The 15522-nt window shown below is 61.0% G+C and carries 17 protein-coding genes; 3 read left to right on the top strand and 14 right to left on the bottom strand.

Annotated features, from left to right (window positions below; genetic code table 11):
• Positions 1-110 precede the first annotated feature (110 nt).
• Positions 111-335 (bottom strand): helix-turn-helix domain-containing protein, encoded by a 225-nt coding sequence (locus tag ATE40_RS23975; protein WP_071892049.1) that lies wholly within the window; start codon positions 333-335, stop codon positions 111-113.
• Between the two features lie 104 nt (positions 336-439).
• On the opposite strand from ATE40_RS23975, the gene ATE40_RS01210 reads away from it, so the two are divergent.
• Positions 440-688, top strand: coding sequence for a helix-turn-helix domain-containing protein (locus ATE40_RS01210; protein ID WP_047572523.1), 249 nt, complete (start codon positions 440-442; stop codon positions 686-688).
• 108 nt (positions 689-796) lie between these two features.
• On the opposite strand, the gene proA is transcribed toward ATE40_RS01210, so the two are convergent.
• From proA to gpt, 5 genes are all read right to left on the bottom strand, one after another.
• Positions 797-2050, bottom strand: coding sequence for a glutamate-5-semialdehyde dehydrogenase (proA, locus tag ATE40_RS01205; RefSeq protein ID WP_063918776.1), 1254 nt, complete (start codon positions 2048-2050; stop codon positions 797-799).
• Positions 2051-2059: 9 nt separating this feature from the next.
• Entirely contained in the window at positions 2060-3163 is a 1104-nt protein-coding gene (gene proB / locus ATE40_RS01200; protein WP_033634090.1) for a glutamate 5-kinase, read from the bottom strand.
• Positions 3164-3279: 116 nt separating this feature from the next.
• On the bottom strand, positions 3280-3681 hold the full coding sequence (gene crl / locus ATE40_RS01195; protein WP_025160082.1) for a sigma factor-binding protein Crl: 402 nt from the start codon (positions 3679-3681) through the stop codon (positions 3280-3282).
• A gap of 60 nt (positions 3682-3741) precedes the next feature.
• Positions 3742-4989: an esterase FrsA gene (frsA, locus tag ATE40_RS01190; protein ID WP_019454299.1), complete on the bottom strand. Its 1248-nt coding sequence runs from the start codon at positions 4987-4989 to the stop codon at positions 3742-3744.
• Positions 4990-5292: 303 nt separating this feature from the next.
• Positions 5293-5751, bottom strand: a complete 459-nt coding sequence (gpt, locus tag ATE40_RS01185; protein WP_019454300.1) for a xanthine phosphoribosyltransferase — start codon at positions 5749-5751, stop codon at positions 5293-5295.
• Between the two features lie 339 nt (positions 5752-6090).
• On the opposite strand from gpt, the gene pepD reads away from it, so the two are divergent.
• Positions 6091-7551 (top strand): beta-Ala-His dipeptidase, encoded by a 1461-nt coding sequence (gene pepD, locus ATE40_RS01180; protein WP_063918775.1) that lies wholly within the window; start codon positions 6091-6093, stop codon positions 7549-7551.
• Positions 7552-7592: 41 nt separating this feature from the next.
• On the opposite strand, the gene dinB is transcribed toward pepD, so the two are convergent.
• Complete coding sequence (gene dinB, locus ATE40_RS01175; protein WP_019454302.1) at positions 7593-8654, bottom strand: DNA polymerase IV; 1062 nt, start codon at positions 8652-8654, stop codon at positions 7593-7595.
• Between the two features lie 183 nt (positions 8655-8837).
• Here dinB and ATE40_RS01170 point away from each other — a divergent pair, with 183 nt between their 5' ends.
• Positions 8838-9734, top strand: a complete 897-nt coding sequence (locus ATE40_RS01170) for a glycerophosphodiester phosphodiesterase family protein (RefSeq protein ID WP_019454303.1) — start codon at positions 8838-8840, stop codon at positions 9732-9734.
• A gap of 31 nt (positions 9735-9765) precedes the next feature.
• Here ATE40_RS01170 and nqrM read toward each other — a convergent pair whose 3' ends face one another.
• Genes nqrM through ATE40_RS01135 form a run of 7 tightly spaced genes read right to left on the bottom strand, consistent with a single transcriptional unit; the run spans position 9766 to position 15522 of the window.
• Positions 9766-9993 (bottom strand): (Na+)-NQR maturation NqrM, encoded by a 228-nt coding sequence (gene nqrM / locus ATE40_RS01165; protein ID WP_004930244.1) that lies wholly within the window; start codon positions 9991-9993, stop codon positions 9766-9768.
• A 7-nt stretch (positions 9994-10000) separates the two neighbouring features.
• The gene (locus ATE40_RS01160; protein WP_063918774.1) at positions 10001-11032 is read right to left on the bottom strand and encodes an FAD:protein FMN transferase; all 1032 of its coding nucleotides are present in this window, start codon (positions 11030-11032) and stop codon (positions 10001-10003) included.
• Complete coding sequence (gene nqrF / locus ATE40_RS01155; RefSeq protein ID WP_025160084.1) at positions 11033-12256, bottom strand: NADH:ubiquinone reductase (Na(+)-transporting) subunit F; 1224 nt, start codon at positions 12254-12256, stop codon at positions 11033-11035. It abuts the gene before it with no gap.
• A gap of 15 nt (positions 12257-12271) precedes the next feature.
• Positions 12272-12868, bottom strand: a complete 597-nt coding sequence (gene nqrE / locus ATE40_RS01150; RefSeq protein ID WP_015376732.1) for an NADH:ubiquinone reductase (Na(+)-transporting) subunit E — start codon at positions 12866-12868, stop codon at positions 12272-12274.
• Positions 12869-12874: 6 nt separating this feature from the next.
• A complete protein-coding gene (locus ATE40_RS01145) occupies positions 12875-13504 on the bottom strand; it encodes an NADH:ubiquinone reductase (Na(+)-transporting) subunit D (protein WP_004930232.1) in 630 nt (209 codons plus the stop codon).
• Positions 13497-14291, bottom strand: coding sequence for a Na(+)-translocating NADH-quinone reductase subunit C (locus tag ATE40_RS01140; RefSeq protein WP_063918773.1), 795 nt, complete (start codon positions 14289-14291; stop codon positions 13497-13499). The genes ATE40_RS01145 and ATE40_RS01140 overlap by 8 nt, the downstream gene beginning before the upstream one ends.
• Positions 14281-15522 (bottom strand): NADH:ubiquinone reductase (Na(+)-transporting) subunit B, encoded by a 1242-nt coding sequence (locus ATE40_RS01135; RefSeq protein WP_063918772.1) that lies wholly within the window; start codon positions 15520-15522, stop codon positions 14281-14283. The genes ATE40_RS01140 and ATE40_RS01135 overlap by 11 nt, the downstream gene beginning before the upstream one ends.

The raw sequence follows: 15522 nt of genomic DNA, 5'->3' as shown, positions 1-15522 counted from the left end.
GTGCACGAAATGAGTCAATAGCCGCCGGGGCGTTTGGTTGTTTTATCATCAGCGGCGATTTGAAGGCCGTACCACACGAGCATCAACGCGGCTCGTGTAGCTCCCGTCATTCACTCACGGTGCATCATAGCGCCATATCTTGAAGGCCATATTTCCGCCGGCGCTAGCGCCAATGCTTCAGCGATCAGTCGCTCCCCTTTTGGCCAATGTCGAGTCAAAGCATTACCTAACGTAGACGATGCCAATCCGGCTTTTCTGGAAACTGCCGCCAAAGTCGTGCCCTTCTTCTTCAAAGCGGCGATGACGTCCGCCGGATGCCAATCTTGTTTATCCATCATGTTTAATCCTCCTGATTACCTTGCTCCGTAATTATCCCGTTTTGGGATAATTACGACAATCGTAGATATTCGATTTTGGGATATCACTCGCGGAAAACGTCATGACCTCAGTTTATTCAGCAGAATATCAATTGGTTATAAAAATACTTCGAGACGCTCGTATAGAAAAAGGCATCACTCAGGTCAAGTTAGCCGAAGCACTTGGTCGCCCACAATCCTTTATCGCCAAAGTTGAAAATGGTGAAAGGAAATTGGATGTCGTGGAATTTGCCTTGATCGCGCGGTTACTGGATGTGAATACCGGGCCAATTATGGAACGCATTGGGCGTAACGCTAAAAAGCTGGCATGAAGGGGAGCCCCTCTCGGGTAAACGGATTCTTAGCTTAAGTTCTCTTCCCCAAAAACAATCAGGGCGCAGCATGCTGCGCCCTGACCTCTTTCTGACCGCAATCCGGCCCTAGCTGCGCACCAGATCGTCGCCGTAGCCGATCCACTTGTAGGTGGTCAGCGCGTCCAGGCCCATCGGGCCGCGGGCGTGCAGTTTCTGGGTGCTCACCGCCACTTCTGCGCCCAGGCCGAATTGGCCGCCGTCGGTGAAGCGGGTGCTGGCGTTGACGTACACCGCCGAGGAGTCCACCGCGCGCACGAAGTGCTCGGCGCTGCTCAGCGAGCGGGTGAGGATCGCGTCGGAGTGGTTGGTGCCGTGGGTGCGGATGTGGTCGATGGCCTGATCGATATCGTCCACCAGCAGCACGTTCAGATCCAACGACAGCCATTCGTCGTCGTAATCTTCCGCGTTCACTGGCACCACCGTCGCCGGGCCGCCCTGCAGCAGCGGCAGCGCATTTTCCGCCGCGTGCAGCGTCACGCCCACCGCCGCCATTTTGGCGCTCAACGCCGGCAGGAACTCGGCGGCGATGCTGCGGTTCACCAGCAGCGTCTCCAGCGAGTTACAGGCGCTCGGGCGCTGGATCTTGGCGTTTTCAATCACCGTCAGGGCCTTGTCGAAATCGACGTCGGCATCCACATAGGTGTGGCACACGCCGATGCCGCCGGTGATTACCGGGATGGTCGATTGCTCGCGGCACAGCTTGTGCAGGCCGGCGCCGCCGCGCGGGATCAGCATGTCGACATAGCGATCCAGGCGCAGCAGTTCATTCACCAATGCGCGATCCGGGCTGTCGATCGCCTGCACCGCCGCCGCCGGCAGGCCGCACTGTTCCAGCGCCTGCTGGATCACTTTCACCGTCGCCTGGTTGGTGTTGTGCGTCTCTTTACCACCGCGCAGGATCACTGCGTTGCCGGTTTTCAGGCACAGGCTGGCGACGTCGATGGTGACGTTCGGCCGCGCCTCGTAAATCACGCCGATCACGCCGAGCGGCACCCGGCGGCGCTCCAGCTTCAGCCCGCTGTCCAGCAGGTTGCCGTCCAGCACGTGGCCGACCGGATCGTTCAGGCGGCACACCTGGCGCACGTCATTGGCGATCGCCGCCAGCCGCGCCGGGGTCAACAGCAGGCGATCGAGCAGCGCTTCGCTCATGCCGCTGGCGCGCGCCTGCGCCATGTCTTGTTCGTTCGCCAGCAGGATCGCTTCGCTGTTGGCTTCCAGCCTGTCGGCCATCACCGACAGCACCTGATTCTTCTTCGCCGTGCTCAGCACCGCCAGCTGCCAGGAGGCCTGCTTGGCGGCCTTCCCCATCTGCTCCAGCATGCTCACTCCTTAACTGACAATCATATCGTCGCGGTGCACTGCCACCGGACCGTATTCATAACCGAGGATTTCGGTGATTTCCTGCGAGTGGTGCCCGGCGATCATGCGCATCGCATCGCTGTTGTAGCGGCTGACGCCGTGCGCCAGATCGCGCCCCGCCAGGTTGCGGATGCGGATCACTTCGCCGCGCGAGAAGTCGCCCTTCACTTCGCGGATGCCTTTCGGCAGCAGCGAGCTGCCGCGCGCCATCATGGCTTCCACCGCGCCGTCGTCGACGGTGATCTCACCGGCCGGCGGCGCGCCGAAGATCCAGCGCTTGCGGTTTTCCAGCGGGGTTTCCAGCGCGTGGAAACGAGTGCCCACCGGCTTGCCTTCGATCACGTCCGCCACCACGCCCGGCTTGCTGCCGGCGGCGATCACGACGTCGATGCCGGCGCGGCAGGCCACGTCGGCCGCCTGCAGTTTGGTGCCCATGCCGCCAGTGCCCAGACCGGAAACGCTGTCGCCGGCGATGGCGCGCAGCGCGTCGTCGATGCCGTGCACTTCACGGATCAGTTCGGCCTGCGGGTTGTTGCGCGGATCGGCGGTGTAGAGGCCCTGCTGATCGGTCAGCAGCAACAGTTTGTCGGCCCCGGCCAGAATGGCCGCCAGCGCCGACAGGTTATCGTTGTCGCCCACCTTGATTTCGGCGGTGGCGACGGCGTCGTTCTCATTGATTACCGGCACGATGCGGTTGTCCAGCAGCGCCGTCATGGTGTCGCGCGCGTTGAGGAAGCGCTCGCGGTCTTCCAGATCGGCGCGCGTCAGCAGCATCTGCCCGACGTGGATGCCGTAAATGGAGAACAGCTGTTCCCACAGCTGGATCAGTCGGCTCTGCCCCACCGCCGCCAGCAGCTGCTTGGAAGCGATGGTGGCGGGCAGCTCGGGGTAGCCCAGGTGCTCGCGCCCGGCGGCGATCGCGCCGGAGGTGACGATGACGATGCGGTGGCCCGCGGCGTGTTGCTGCGCGCACTGGCGCACCAATTCGACGATGTGGGCGCGGTTCAGACGCAGCGATCCGCCGGTCAACACGCTGGTGCCCAATTTCACAACCAATGTCTGGCTGCCGTTCATAGTATTTCTGCCGTGTGTAATGATGAGAAGAAGAGTGCAAAGGTCTTTGTAACAGGAGAGACGCGTTATGCCAACAGGCACAACGCGAAATCAGCACAATACGTGGTCAAACGGGGTCAGGCGGAGAGTTTGATCAGTTTTTCTTTGAAATCGTCGGCGGGTTCCAGCCCCAGATCCATGGTCGCCAGCAGCTCGCCCAGGCGGCGATGGAAGTCGCGCAGGGTGTCTTCCAGCTTGGCGCTCACTTCATCATCCTTAATGTTTTGCGCCGTCCAGTCGCCTTCTTTGTCGAACAGGCCGAATTGGTACGAATAGGTGAAGCGCGCCTCTTCCGCCTGCAGCTCCATCCACCAGCCCCAGAACTCGCGCTTCTCCGGAGCGGGCTTTACATTGACGCAGACGGCCAAACAATCAAAGAAAAAACGGTCGTTTTCACATTGCCCTTCACGCAGGTACGGCCCCAAGCTGGCAAAACGTTTCATTAGTCGGCTTTTAGGGTGACCACTCGGTAACGTCATTCTCTAACCTCCTCAATGTAGACCACTCTTTTTAACAAACTGTTAAAATTTAGCAACTAATTAACGCATTTTGTCCTTCAGCCAGCCGGACATCTGCAGCAACGCCCGGTGGAAGCTGTCGTAGACCGGGGTGCGCGGGATGGCGATCAGCTTGCCGCTCACCGAGGAGGTGACGATCAGCTGCGACTCCTCTTTCGGGCTGAGCGTATCGCGCTCCCAGTAGCCTGAGATCATCGGCGTCGGGCAACGGCGCCCCAGCAGCCCCTGCATTTTCAGCGAGTAGCTGTTCAGCTCCACCTTCAGCACGTTGTCGGAAGCGTTAGCCATGCCCATGCGGCTGGCCAGCACGTCCATATACATGTCCGGCACGTTCAACTGGGTGCTGCCGTCGCACAGCAGGCGATGCACCACCGGGCCCAGGCAGGCCACGCCGCGCAGCCGCTGCGGCTCCAGATAGGCCAGTCGCACCGCCACGTTAGCGCCGAAGCGGAAGCCGAAAGCACTCACCCGCTGATGATCCACCCACGGCACCGAGGCCAGCTGGATCAGCACCTGCTGATGCAGGTAGCTGGAATCCTGCGTCAGCTTCCATTTGCAGGAGGAGCCGATCGACGGCATGTCGAGCGTCAGCATGGCGATGCCGTGCGGCGCCAGGTAGTCGCGGAACAGCCGGTGGTAGTCGGTCTGCAGCGTATCGAGGCTGCCGCACATCAGCACCGTCGGGAACGGCGCCTCGCCCTTCTCCGGCATGTGCAGGAAACCGGTGACGCTGCCGCCGCCTTCGATGCGGAATTCGAGCTCTTTCAGCTGATACGGCAGCAGCAACGCCGCCTCTTCGTAAGCGCGGTTAGCCAGCATCTCCGCCTGTTCGGCCAGCTCGTCGCCCTTCAGGTGCGGGTAACCGGCGATGCTGTACAGGCTCGCGGCCTTCAGCCAGTACTCGCCGCCGAGCAGCGGATCCTGCTGCTCCGTCGCCCTCTGCTGCCACTGCATGCCCTGATGGATCCACTCGTAGATCCAGTTGCCGTTGCGGTAGCCCACCACGGTATCCAGCCGCTGCGGATTGCTGCGCTCGGCGTCCGAGGCGGCGATGCGCGCCAGCACTTCGTGGATTTCGATCGGGCTGACGCCGCGCCAGGCCCACAGCAGCGGATTCAGCATACGGTACCAGCTGCCGGTGGTGTCGCCTTCCAACGCGGAATGCATGGCGGCGCTCACTTTGTTGCGCGCGCGCAGCACCAGCGTCGAGGTTTCAGGGTGTTTGAATTTAGGCTTGAAAAGAATTTCAGAAAGGTTGGCCTGTGCCATGGTAACAACAGCCTCCGTAAATCTGGCGATAGGCCGCAACAGGCCTACTTAACTGGAGGTAGTGTACCTAACTCTGGCGGGATAAACCAAGATAACGCAAACGCCCGGCATAACCGGGCGTCAGGCGGCTGACAAAGAAGGAAAAAGCGTGGTTTTTCCTCCTTTGTGGTCAACGGCCGAAAATCAATAAATTGATTTTCCTTATTTTTTATATTTTGCCTTCGGCAAGCCAGACAACGCCATCACGTTTATCATTAAACAAACGCCCGGCATAACCGGGCGTTGATTTGGAACTGGCTGGGCTTAGCGACCGCCGATAGGGGGAACGAAGCTGACGCCCATGTCCCACGGCTGCTCGATCCAGGTGTCCTGCGGGATGTCGACCACATAGTCGTCCACCAGTGGACGGCCCGCCGGCTTGGCGAAGATGGTGACGAAATGCGCTTTCGGGTACATATCGCGGATCGCTTTTGCGGTACCGCCGGTATCCACCAGATCGTCTACTACGATAAAGCCTTCACCGTCGCCTTCGGCGCGCTTGAGCACTTTCATTTCGCGCTGGTTGTCATGGTCGTAGCTGGAAATGCAGACGGTATCCACATAGCGAATTCCCAGTTCGCGCGCCAGCAGGCCCGCCGGCACCAGACCGCCGCGGCTTACGGCAATGATGCCGGTCCATTTGTCGGCAGGCAGCAGGCGGTGCGCCAGCTTGCGTGCATGTATTTGCAGCATATCCCAGGTAACAACGTATTTTTCGCTCATAGAATCGTGTCCCAGCCGGCTGGTGAAGCGGCTTACTTTATAGTTCAGGGGAAAAAAGGTTGCGCGAGATTATAGAGACTGGCCGCGTTGAATTCCAGCTGTACCGAGGAAAACCTCGCGATTTCCGCCGCGCGGCTTTTCGGTGATTGATGCTGAAAAAGCGAACGTTCCCGCCGCGAAGCCGTGTGATCAAGCGCTTAAACCGCACAATACGGGGCGCGCGCCGCCGGAAATAAAGTGATATTCTCTGATGATCGTGCCACGACGCACAGATACCCGCTCACCTCAACCGCGCGGCACGCCCGTCCTGTCGGAGCCTGCCGTCACAGGAGACTTATAGTGTCTGAATTGTCTCAGCTTTCGCCACAGCCGCTGTGGGATATTTTCGCCAAGATCTGTTCTATCCCGCACCCTTCTTATCATGAAGAAGCGCTGGCGCAGCACATCCTCACCTGGGCCAAAGAGAAGAACCTGCACGCCGAGCGTGATCAGGTCGGCAATATCCTGCTGCGCAAGCCGGCCACCAAAGGCATGGAAAACCGCAAGCCGGTCGCGCTGCAGGCGCACCTGGACATGGTGCCGCAAAAGAATAACGACACCGTGCACGACTTCGCCAAGGATCCGATCCAGCCTTATATCGCCGGCGAGTGGGTGAAAGCGCGCGGCACCACGCTGGGCGCCGACAACGGCATCGGCATGGCCTCCGCCCTAGCGGTGCTGGCCGACGACAGCGTTGAGCACGGCCCGCTGGAAGTGCTGCTGACCATGACCGAAGAAGCCGGCATGGACGGCGCCTTCGGGCTGCAGCCGAACTGGCTGCAGGCGGACATCCTGATCAATACCGATTCCGAAGAAGAAGGCGAAATCTACATGGGTTGCGCCGGCGGTATCGACTTCATCACCACCCTGCCGCTGCAGCGCGAAGCGGTGCCGGCCGGTTACCAAACCCTGAAGCTGACCCTCAAGGGCCTGAAAGGCGGCCACTCCGGCGCCGAGATCCACGTCGGGCTGGGCAACGCCAACAAACTGCTGGCGCGCTTCCTGTTCGTCCATGCGGCGGCGCTGAACCTGCGCGTGCTGGATCTGAACGGCGGCACCCTGCGCAACGCCATTCCGCGTGAAGCCTCTGCGGTGGTTGCGGTGCCGGCGGACAAAGCCGACGCGCTGAAAGCGCTGAGCCAGGAGTTCCTGGCGGTGCTGCAGAACGAACTCTCCGCCAAAGAGAAGAACATCACCGTGCTGCTGGAGCCGACCACCAGCGCTTCGCAGGCGCTGAGCGCCGACAGCCAGCAGCGCTTCCTCGCGCTGCTGAACGGCACGCCGAACGGCGTGATCCGCATGAGCGACGCGGTAAAAGGCGTAGTGGAAACCTCGCTGAACGTCGGCGTGGTCACCACCAGCGAAAACGAAGCGGAAATCATCTGCCTGATCCGCTCTCTGATCGACAGCGGCAAAGACTACGTGGTCGAAATGCTGACCGCGCTGGGCCAGCTGGCCGGTGCCAAAGTGGCGCCGAAGGGCGGCTACCCGGGCTGGCAGCCGGACGCCGACTCACCGGTGATGCACCTGGTGCGCGAGCTGTATCAGGATCTGTTCGACAAGACGCCTAACATCATGGTGATCCACGCCGGCCTGGAATGCGGCCTGTTCAAAAAACCGTATCCAAACATGGATATGGTATCGATCGGGCCAACCATCACCGGCCCACACTCGCCGGATGAGCAGGTACATATCGAAAGCGTCGGTCTGTACTGGAAGCTGCTGACCTCGCTGCTGAAAGCGATCCCTGAGCGCGCGTAATCTGCGCGCTTAACGCAAAAAGCCGGCGATCGCCGGCTTTTTTATTCCCACGACAGCGCCAGCTGCCGCTCCAGCTGCGGATCGAGCAGCGTCACGTGCAGCCCCACCAGCCGCACGCCGCGCCCTTCACGCCGTTCGCGCCACGCCTGCCGCGCCACCGCCAGCAAATCCTGCTGATTCAGCACCGGGAACACGTGCTCCTGGGTGGTTTGCTGAAAATCCTGAAACTTCAGCTTCACGCCCTGCCGGGCGATGTGCAGATCCGGCTTCACCTTACGTAGCCGCATCTCCAGCTCGGGGTAGAGTTTGTCGATAATCAGCGTTTCGCAATCTTCCCAGTCGTGAATGTCTTCCGCCAGCGTGCGCTCCACGCCCACCGATTTACGCAGCCGCTCCGCCGAGATTTCGCGCCGATCGATGCCCTGACACCGCTCCCACAGCACCCGGCCGAACTTGCCGAAGCGCTTGAGCAGCTGCGCCAAATCGTATTGCTGCACGTCGGCGCAGGTGATAAGCCCCACTTCCTCCAGCCGTTTGGCGGTCACCTTGCCGACGCCGGGGATCTTGCTGAGCGGCAGCTGCTGCAAAAACGCCGGCACCTGCGCCGGGGTGATCACGTATTGCCCATTCGGCTTGTTCATCTCGGAAGCGATTTTGGCAAGAAACTTGATCGGCGCGACACCGGCCGACGCGGTGAGATTCAGCTCGTCGGCGATCGCCTGACGGATCTCCTGGGCGATCAGCGTCGCCGAGCCGTTGCATTGCGGGCTGTCGGTCACGTCGAGATAGGCTTCATCGAGCGACAGCGGCTCGATCAACGGGGTATAGCGGGCGAAGATTTCACGGATATGCAGCGAAGCCTCTTTGTAGGCCGCCATGCGCCCCGGCAGCAGGGTGAGATGCGGGCACAGCTTTAGCGCCATCGCCGTGGACATGGCGCTGTGTACGCCGTAGCGCCGCGCCGGGTAGTTGGCGGTGCTGATCACCCCGCGCCGATCGGCGCTGCCGCCAATCGCCAATGGGATATCGCGCAGGCTGGGATCGTCGCGCATTTCCACCGCCGCGAAGAAGCAGTCCATATCGACATGAATGATTTTACGCATCGCACCCTCCAGTAACACTGTATAAGTATACAGTCAAATACCGAAAGCTCAAGGCCGCAGGCTTCGATGAAAGCACCGCTTCCGTCAGATATTTCCGCGTTGTTAAAAAAGCTTAATTTTTCAATAGTATGATCTCCGCTATCCCGTGCGGCTCACCACAACGATAACGACAAGGTACTCTACATGATCAGATTTTCTCATTGGCTGCTGGCTTCCGCGCTGTCGCTGAGCGCGCTGGCGGCCAGCGCCGCCGCCGGTCACGCGCCGGCGATCGTCGCCCATCGCGGCGGCACCGCCGATGCGCCGGAAAACACCCGCATCGCCATCGAAACCGCGCTGAAAAACGGTGCCGACGCCGTTTGGATCACACTGCAAGAATCCAAAGACGGCGTCATCGTGCTGTATCGCCCCTCGGATCTGACGGCGCTGACCAACCGGCAGGGCCCGGTCTCTGCGTATACCGCCGCACAATTGGCCGAGACCGATGCCGGCTGGGCGTTCGCCAAAGGCGATGCGCATCCGTTCCGCGGCCAGGGCATCGGCATTCCGCGGCTGGACGAGGTGCTAAAAGCGTTTCCGCACGTCACCTTCTATCTGGACATCAAATCCCCGGACGCCGATCCGGCGCAGTTTGGCCAGGCGCTGCTGGCGACGCTGGAAAGCACCGACAGCCTGAACCGCACCCGCGTTTACTCTACCGACGCCAAATACCTGCAGGCGCTGCCGCCGGCCATCCCGCGCTTCGAAAGCCGCGACGAGACCCGCACGCTGCTGGCCAACGTCACCATGGCGCACCAGTGCGATGTCAAACCGGACAACCGACAGCCGCGCTGGTACGGGCTGGAGCTGAAGCGCGAGGTGGAAGTGGTAGAGAAGTACACCCTCGGCGAAGGGCGCTCGAAGGCGTTTCTGACCTGGGATAAAGAATCGATGGACTGTTTCCGCTCGCAGGGCCTGGCACACATCATTCTGTTCGGCGTCAACACGCCGCAGGAGTATCAGCAGGCGCTGGCGCTGGGCGCCGACGGCGTGATGGTCAACTCGCCGGCCGAGGCGAAAAGCTTCCGCAAGGCAAAATAAAAAACCCGGCCAAGGCCGGGTTTTCGCTTCGCTACAGAATGCGGTGCTTGTCCAACTGCTCGCGCCGCTGCGCCGCTTTGGCTTCGCGCTTTTTGCGCGCATCGCAGGGTTCCGGGCAGTCGCAGACTTTCTCCATCCCCAGCGCGGTGATGCCGCCGCAGCTGCCCTGCAGGCTTTTGCGTTTAAACACATAGCCCAGCGACATGCCGCCGACGATCAGCAGGAACAACACGAAGGTGGCGGCGAATACCGTCAACATAACAACCTCACGAACTCTTTTTCAGATAGGGTTTGAACGCATCCGAATAACGCTCCTCAAACCCGTCGGCGGTTTTCACGATCATGAACACCGGGATACCGAGCAGGTTGGCCAGCGCCATCCCGCGCTCCGGCCCCATTACGTTCAGGCCGGTGGACAGGCCGTCGGCGGTCATGCAGGTCGGGCTCAGCACGGTGATCGACACCAAACGGTGATGAATGGGCCGGCCGGTGACCGGATCGATAGTGTGCGAATAGCGCACCCCGTCCTGCTCGAAGTAGTTGCGATAGTCACCCGAGGTGGCGATCGACATCTCTCCCGGCTGGATCACCAGCTGCGCCTGCTGCTGCGCGCCGGCGGTCGGGCGTTCGATGGCAATACGCCACGGCTTTTGCTCGCCGTTGCGCCCGCGGGTGCGCACTTCGCCGCCAATATCCACCATGTAGTTTTGCACGTGCTGCGATTGCAGGTATTCCGCCACCACGTCTACGCCATACCCTTTGGCGATCGACGACAGGTCGACATACAGCTCGGGGATGCTTTTCACCAGCGCGCTGCCCTGCACCGACAGCTTGTCGGCGCCGGTCCAGGCGCGACGGTGCGCCAGCTCTGCCTCGCTAGGCACTTTGTCCGGCCGCCCTTCCGGGCCGAAGCCCCACAGATTGACCAGCGGCCCGACGGTCACGTCCAGCGCGCCGTCGGTGACACGGTTGATGCGCAGCGCTTCGCGCACCACCTCGGCGGTCGCCGGTGAAACCGGGAACGGCCGCTCAATGTCGCGGCTGGCGTTGAAGCGGCTCAGCTCGGAATCCGGCCGGTAGGTGGACATTTGGTCGTTCACCTGCTCCAGCCGTTTGTCGATCTCCGCCTGCATCTCGCGCGCCGACGGCGTATCGTCGCCGGTCACATAACGGATCGAATACGAGGTGCCCATGGTTTTACCCGCCAGGTTCACCTGTTCCGGCCCGCAGCCGGTCAGCAGCAGGGTGGCGCTCAGCGCCACGCCCGTCAGCCAGTTCTTCATCGCCAATGCGCGCATTTAGCCACCAAAGTCATCCAGCATGATGTTTTCGTCTTCGACGCCCAGATCTTTCAGCATCTTGATCACCGCGGCGTTCATCATCGGCGGCCCGCACATGTAAAACTCGCAGTCCTCCGGCGCCGGGTGGTTCTTCAGATAGTTCTCCAGCAGAACATTATGGATAAAGCCGGTGTAGCCGGTCCAGTTATCTTCCGGCTGCGGATCCGACAGCGCCACGTGCCAGGTGAAGTTGTCGTTCTCCGCCTGCAGCTGGTTGAAGTCGTCTTCATAGAACATCTCGCGCAGCGAACGCGCGCCGTACCAGAAGGTGATCTTGCGCTTCGAGTTCAGGCGCTTGAGCTGATCGAAGATATGCGAGCGCATCGGCGCCATGCCCGCGCCGCCGCCGATAAAGATCATTTCGGCGTCGGTGTCCTTGGCGAAGAACTCGCCGAACGGCCCGGAGATGGTCACCTTATCGCCGGCCTTCAGCGACCAGATATAGGAAGACATGATGCCCGGCGGCACCTCCGGATTGTTCGGCGGCGGCGTGGCGATACGCACGTTGAGCATGATGATGCCCTTCTCTTCCGGGTAGTTGGCCATCGAGTAGGCGCGCACCGTGGTGTCGTTTACCGTCGAGCGGTAGCGGAACAGGTTGAACTTGTCCCAGTCGCCGCGATATTCCTGCGGCACGTCGAAGTCGGCGTAGCTGATGTCGTGCGCCGGCGCTTCGATCTGGATGAAGCCACCCGCGCGGAACGGCACGTCTTCGCCATCGGGGATCTTCAGCTTCAGCTCTTTGATAAAGGTGGCTTTGTTATCGTTGGAGATAACCTCGCACTCCCATTTCTTCACGCCGAAGATCTCTTCCGGCAGCTCGATCTTCAGGTTTTGCTTCACGTTCACCTGGCACGCCAGGCGGCAACCCTCTTTCGCTTCGCGCTTGTTGATGTGCGAGAGCTCGGTCGGCAGGATATCGCCGCCGCCCTCTTTGATCACCACCCGGCACTGGCCGCAGGAGCCACCACCGCCGCAGGCCGAGGAGACGAAGATCCCCTGGCTGGAGAGCACGTTGAGCAGCTTGTCGCCCGCCGGCGCATGGAAGCTCTTATCCAGATCGCCGTTGATCTCCACCGCGATGTCGCCGGTATTCACCAGCTTCGATTTGGCAAACAGGATCAGCAACACCAGCACCATCACGATGGTGGTGAACATTGCTACGCCTAAAATAATTTCCATAAATTCTTCCCGCCTTTACAACTGAACACCGGAGAAGGACATGAAGCCCAGCGCCATCAGTCCGGTGGTGATAAAGGTAATGCCCAGGCCGCGCAGTCCCGCCGGCACGTTGGCATATTTGAGTTTTTCGCGGATCCCCGCCATGGCGACGATCGCCAGCATCCAGCCGGTGCCGGAGCCGATGCCGTACACCACCGATTCGGCGAAGTTGTAGTCGCGCTGCACCATGAAGGACACGCCGCCAAAGATGGCGCAGTTCACGGTGATGAGCGGCAGGAAGATGCCGAGCGCGTTATACAGCGATGGGAAGAAGCGATCGAGGATCATCTCCAGAATCTGCACCAGTGCCGCGATCACGCCGATGAAGGTGATGAAGTTGAGGAAGCTCAGATCGACGCCTTCCACCAGCGCGCCGTCGCGCAGGATCAGGTTGTAGACCAGGTTGTTCACCGGCACCGAAATGCCGAGCACGATGGTCACTGCGATGCCCAGGCCAAAGGCGGTCGAGACCTTCTTCGACACCGCCAGGAAGGTACACATCCCGAGGAAGAACGCCAGCGCCATGTTCTCAACGAACACCGCGCGCACAAACAGGCTGATATAGTGTTCCATCGGCCTTTACTCCTTTTCGATCTGCGCCGGCTTCAGGGTGCGCAGCACCCAGATCAGCAGGCCGATGATGAAGAACGCGCTCGGCGCCAGCAGGAACAGGCCGTTCGGCTGGTACCAGCCGCCGTTCTGCACCGTTTCCAGCACCGGCACGCCGAACAGCTTGCCGGAGCCGATCAGCTCGCGCAGGAAACCGACCAGCACCAGGATCACCCCGTAGCCCAGCCCGTTGCCGATGCCGTCCATAAAGCTCTCGATCGGCGGCGATTTCATGGCGTAGGCCTCGGCGCGTCCCATCACGATACAGTTGGTGATGATAAGGCCAACGAACACCGACAGCTGCTTGGAGATCTCGAACGCATAGGCACGCAGCAGCTGATCGACCACGATCACCAGCGAAGCGATAATCGCCATCTGCACGATAATGCGCACGCTGTTGGGAATGTGATGACGGATCAGCGAGATGAAGAAGCTGGAGAACGCCGTCACCAGCGTCACCGCAATGGTCATCACCACCGCCGTCTCCAGCTTGGTGGTCACCGCCAGCGCGGAGCAAACGCCCAGCACCTGCAGGGCGATCGGGTTATTGTCGAACAGCGGCCCCAGCAGGACCCGCTTTATCTCTTTGGAATCAGCCATTTTTCAGCGCTCCTTCACGAACTTTTTTCAGGAACGGGCCGAAGCCGTGCTCGCCCAACCAGAAATCAAACGTATGCTGCACGCCGTTGGAGGTCAGCGTGGCGCCGGACAGGCCGTCCACCCCGTGCACATCTCCCTGGCGCGCGCCGCCTTTCACCACGCGGATCGCCGGCTGGCCGTTGTCGTCGAACAGTTGCTTGCCGACCCACTGCTGGCGCCAGGACAGGTTCTCGACCTCACCGCCCAGCCCCGGGGTTTCCCCCTGGTCGTAGTAGGTGATGCCCTTGACCGTGTTGCCATCGTTATCCAGCGCCACGAAGGCGTACATCATCGACCACAGACCGGTGCCGTATACCGGCAGCACAATCTTGTTCACCTGGCCGCTTTCATTGCGCACCAGATAGATTTCCGCCTGGTTGCTGCGGCGCTTGATGCCGGCTGGATCGTCGCCCGCCGCCAGCGCCACGCTTTTGGCGTCGTCGCGCAGCGCAGCGCCCAGATCGAACGCCGCCGCCTTGCCGGCGACAAACTCGCCGCTGCTCAGATCCACCAAACGCGGCTCGATGCGCTCGCTGTACAGGCGTTTGACCTGCTCGCTCTCCATTTTCGGCTGCAACAGGCCGGCTACGTCGAGAATATTGCGCTGCTTATCGAGCAGCTTTTGCTCCTGCTGTTTGGACTTCAGGCCGACGGCGGAGCCCGCCACCACCACTGAACACACCAGACACAGCAGCAGCACTACCAGCAGCGTTTTACCGATGCCGTCGTTTTTCGCTTCATTCGCCACGGGCTTTTCTCCGCTTGATGTTGGCCTGCACCACCAGGTAATCGAACAGCGGCGCGAACAGGTTGGCGAACAGGATCGCCAGCATCATGCCTTCCGGATAGGCGGGGTTGACCACCCGGATCAGCACGCACATCACGCCGATCAGAATGCCGTACCACCATTTCCCCTTGTTGGTGAAGGAGGCGGAAACCGGGTCGGTCGCCATAAAGATCATGCCGAAGGCGAAACCGCCCAGCACCAGGTGCCAGTACCACGGCATGGCGAACATCGGGTTGGTGTCGGAACCGATGGCGTTGAACAGCATGGCGGAAGCCACCATGCCGAGCATCACGCCGGCGACGATGCGCCAGGAGGCCACGCGGCCAAACAGGATAATCGCCCCGCCGATCAGGATCATCAGCGTGGACACCTCACCGATCGAGCCGGGAATGTTGCCGAGGAAAGCGTCTATCCAGCTGATGGACTGGCCGGTGGCTACGTTGCTCAGGCTGTGCGCCCCGCCAGCGCTCCACTGCGCCAGCGGCGTCGCGCCGGAGAAACCGTCAGCGGAAGTCCACACCAGATCGCCGGAGATCTGCGCCGGATAGGCGAAGAACAGGAAGGCGCGGCCGGCCAGCGCCGGGTTGAGGAAGTTGCGCCCGGTGCCGCCGAAGATCTCTTTGGCCACTACCACGCCGAAGGTGATACCCAGCGCGGCCTGCCACAGCGGCAGGGTCGGCGGCACGATCAGCGCGAACAGGATAGAGGTGACGAAGAAACCTTCGTTGACCTCATGCTTGCGGATGATGGCGAACAGCACTTCCCAGAAACCGCCGACGATGAACACCACGGCGTAGATCGGCAGGAAGTAACAGGCGCCCAGCACCATTTTGCTGATCCAGCCGGCGTCGGCCGCCAGCGAGGCGCCGAGCCACTGCGCCAGACGATAATGCCAGTCGCCCGCCAACACCTGTTGCAGCTCGTCGCCGCTGTACAGATGATGCAGCGCCGGGATCGCCTGCTGGCCGACGTTGTACATGCCCCAGAACATCGCCGGGAACACCGCCAGCCACACCAGGATCATCATGCGTTTCAAATCGATGGCGTCGCGCACGTGCGAAGCGCCGCGCGTCACCGTGCCGGGGGTGTAAAACACCGTGGTGGTCGCTTCATACAGCGGATACCACTTTTCCAATTTGCCGCCCGGCGTGAAGTGATGCTCTATCTTCTCAAAATAATTCTTCAGGCCCAT

Origin of the sequence: Serratia surfactantfaciens, assembly GCF_001642805.2 — a bacterium.
Taxonomy (GTDB): Bacteria; Pseudomonadota; Gammaproteobacteria; order Enterobacterales; family Enterobacteriaceae; genus Serratia; species Serratia surfactantfaciens.
This window is presented reverse-complemented; position numbering and strand designations above follow the sequence as displayed.

What these genes read in the sequence shown, in the direction of transcription:
- ATE40_RS23975 (WP_071892049.1), bottom strand. Translation starts at nt 335, where the DNA reads ATGGATAAACAAGATTGGCATCCGGCGGACGTCATCGCCGCTTTGAAG.
- ATE40_RS01210 (WP_047572523.1), top strand. Translation starts at nt 440, where the DNA reads ATGACCTCAGTTTATTCAGCAGAATATCAATTGGTTATAAAAATACTT.
- proA (WP_063918776.1), bottom strand. Translation starts at nt 2,050, where the DNA reads ATGCTGGAGCAGATGGGGAAGGCCGCCAAGCAGGCCTCCTGGCAGCTG.
- proB (WP_033634090.1), bottom strand. Translation starts at nt 3,163, where the DNA reads ATGAACGGCAGCCAGACATTGGTTGTGAAATTGGGCACCAGCGTGTTG.
- crl (WP_025160082.1), bottom strand. Translation starts at nt 3,681, where the DNA reads ATGACGTTACCGAGTGGTCACCCTAAAAGCCGACTAATGAAACGTTTT.
- frsA (WP_019454299.1), bottom strand. Translation starts at nt 4,989, where the DNA reads ATGGCACAGGCCAACCTTTCTGAAATTCTTTTCAAGCCTAAATTCAAA.
- gpt (WP_019454300.1), bottom strand. Translation starts at nt 5,751, where the DNA reads ATGAGCGAAAAATACGTTGTTACCTGGGATATGCTGCAAATACATGCA.
- dinB (WP_019454302.1), bottom strand. Translation starts at nt 8,654, where the DNA reads ATGCGTAAAATCATTCATGTCGATATGGACTGCTTCTTCGCGGCGGTG.
- ATE40_RS01170 (WP_019454303.1), top strand. Translation starts at nt 8,838, where the DNA reads ATGATCAGATTTTCTCATTGGCTGCTGGCTTCCGCGCTGTCGCTGAGC.
- nqrM (WP_004930244.1), bottom strand. Translation starts at nt 9,993, where the DNA reads ATGTTGACGGTATTCGCCGCCACCTTCGTGTTGTTCCTGCTGATCGTC.
- ATE40_RS01160 (WP_063918774.1), bottom strand. Translation starts at nt 11,032, where the DNA reads ATGCGCGCATTGGCGATGAAGAACTGGCTGACGGGCGTGGCGCTGAGC.
- nqrF (WP_025160084.1), bottom strand. Translation starts at nt 12,256, where the DNA reads ATGGAAATTATTTTAGGCGTAGCAATGTTCACCACCATCGTGATGGTG.
- nqrE (WP_015376732.1), bottom strand. Translation starts at nt 12,868, where the DNA reads ATGGAACACTATATCAGCCTGTTTGTGCGCGCGGTGTTCGTTGAGAAC.
- ATE40_RS01145 (WP_004930232.1), bottom strand. Translation starts at nt 13,504, where the DNA reads ATGGCTGATTCCAAAGAGATAAAGCGGGTCCTGCTGGGGCCGCTGTTC.
- ATE40_RS01135 (WP_063918772.1), bottom strand. Translation starts at nt 15,522, where the DNA reads ATGGGCCTGAAGAATTATTTTGAGAAGATAGAGCATCACTTCACGCCG.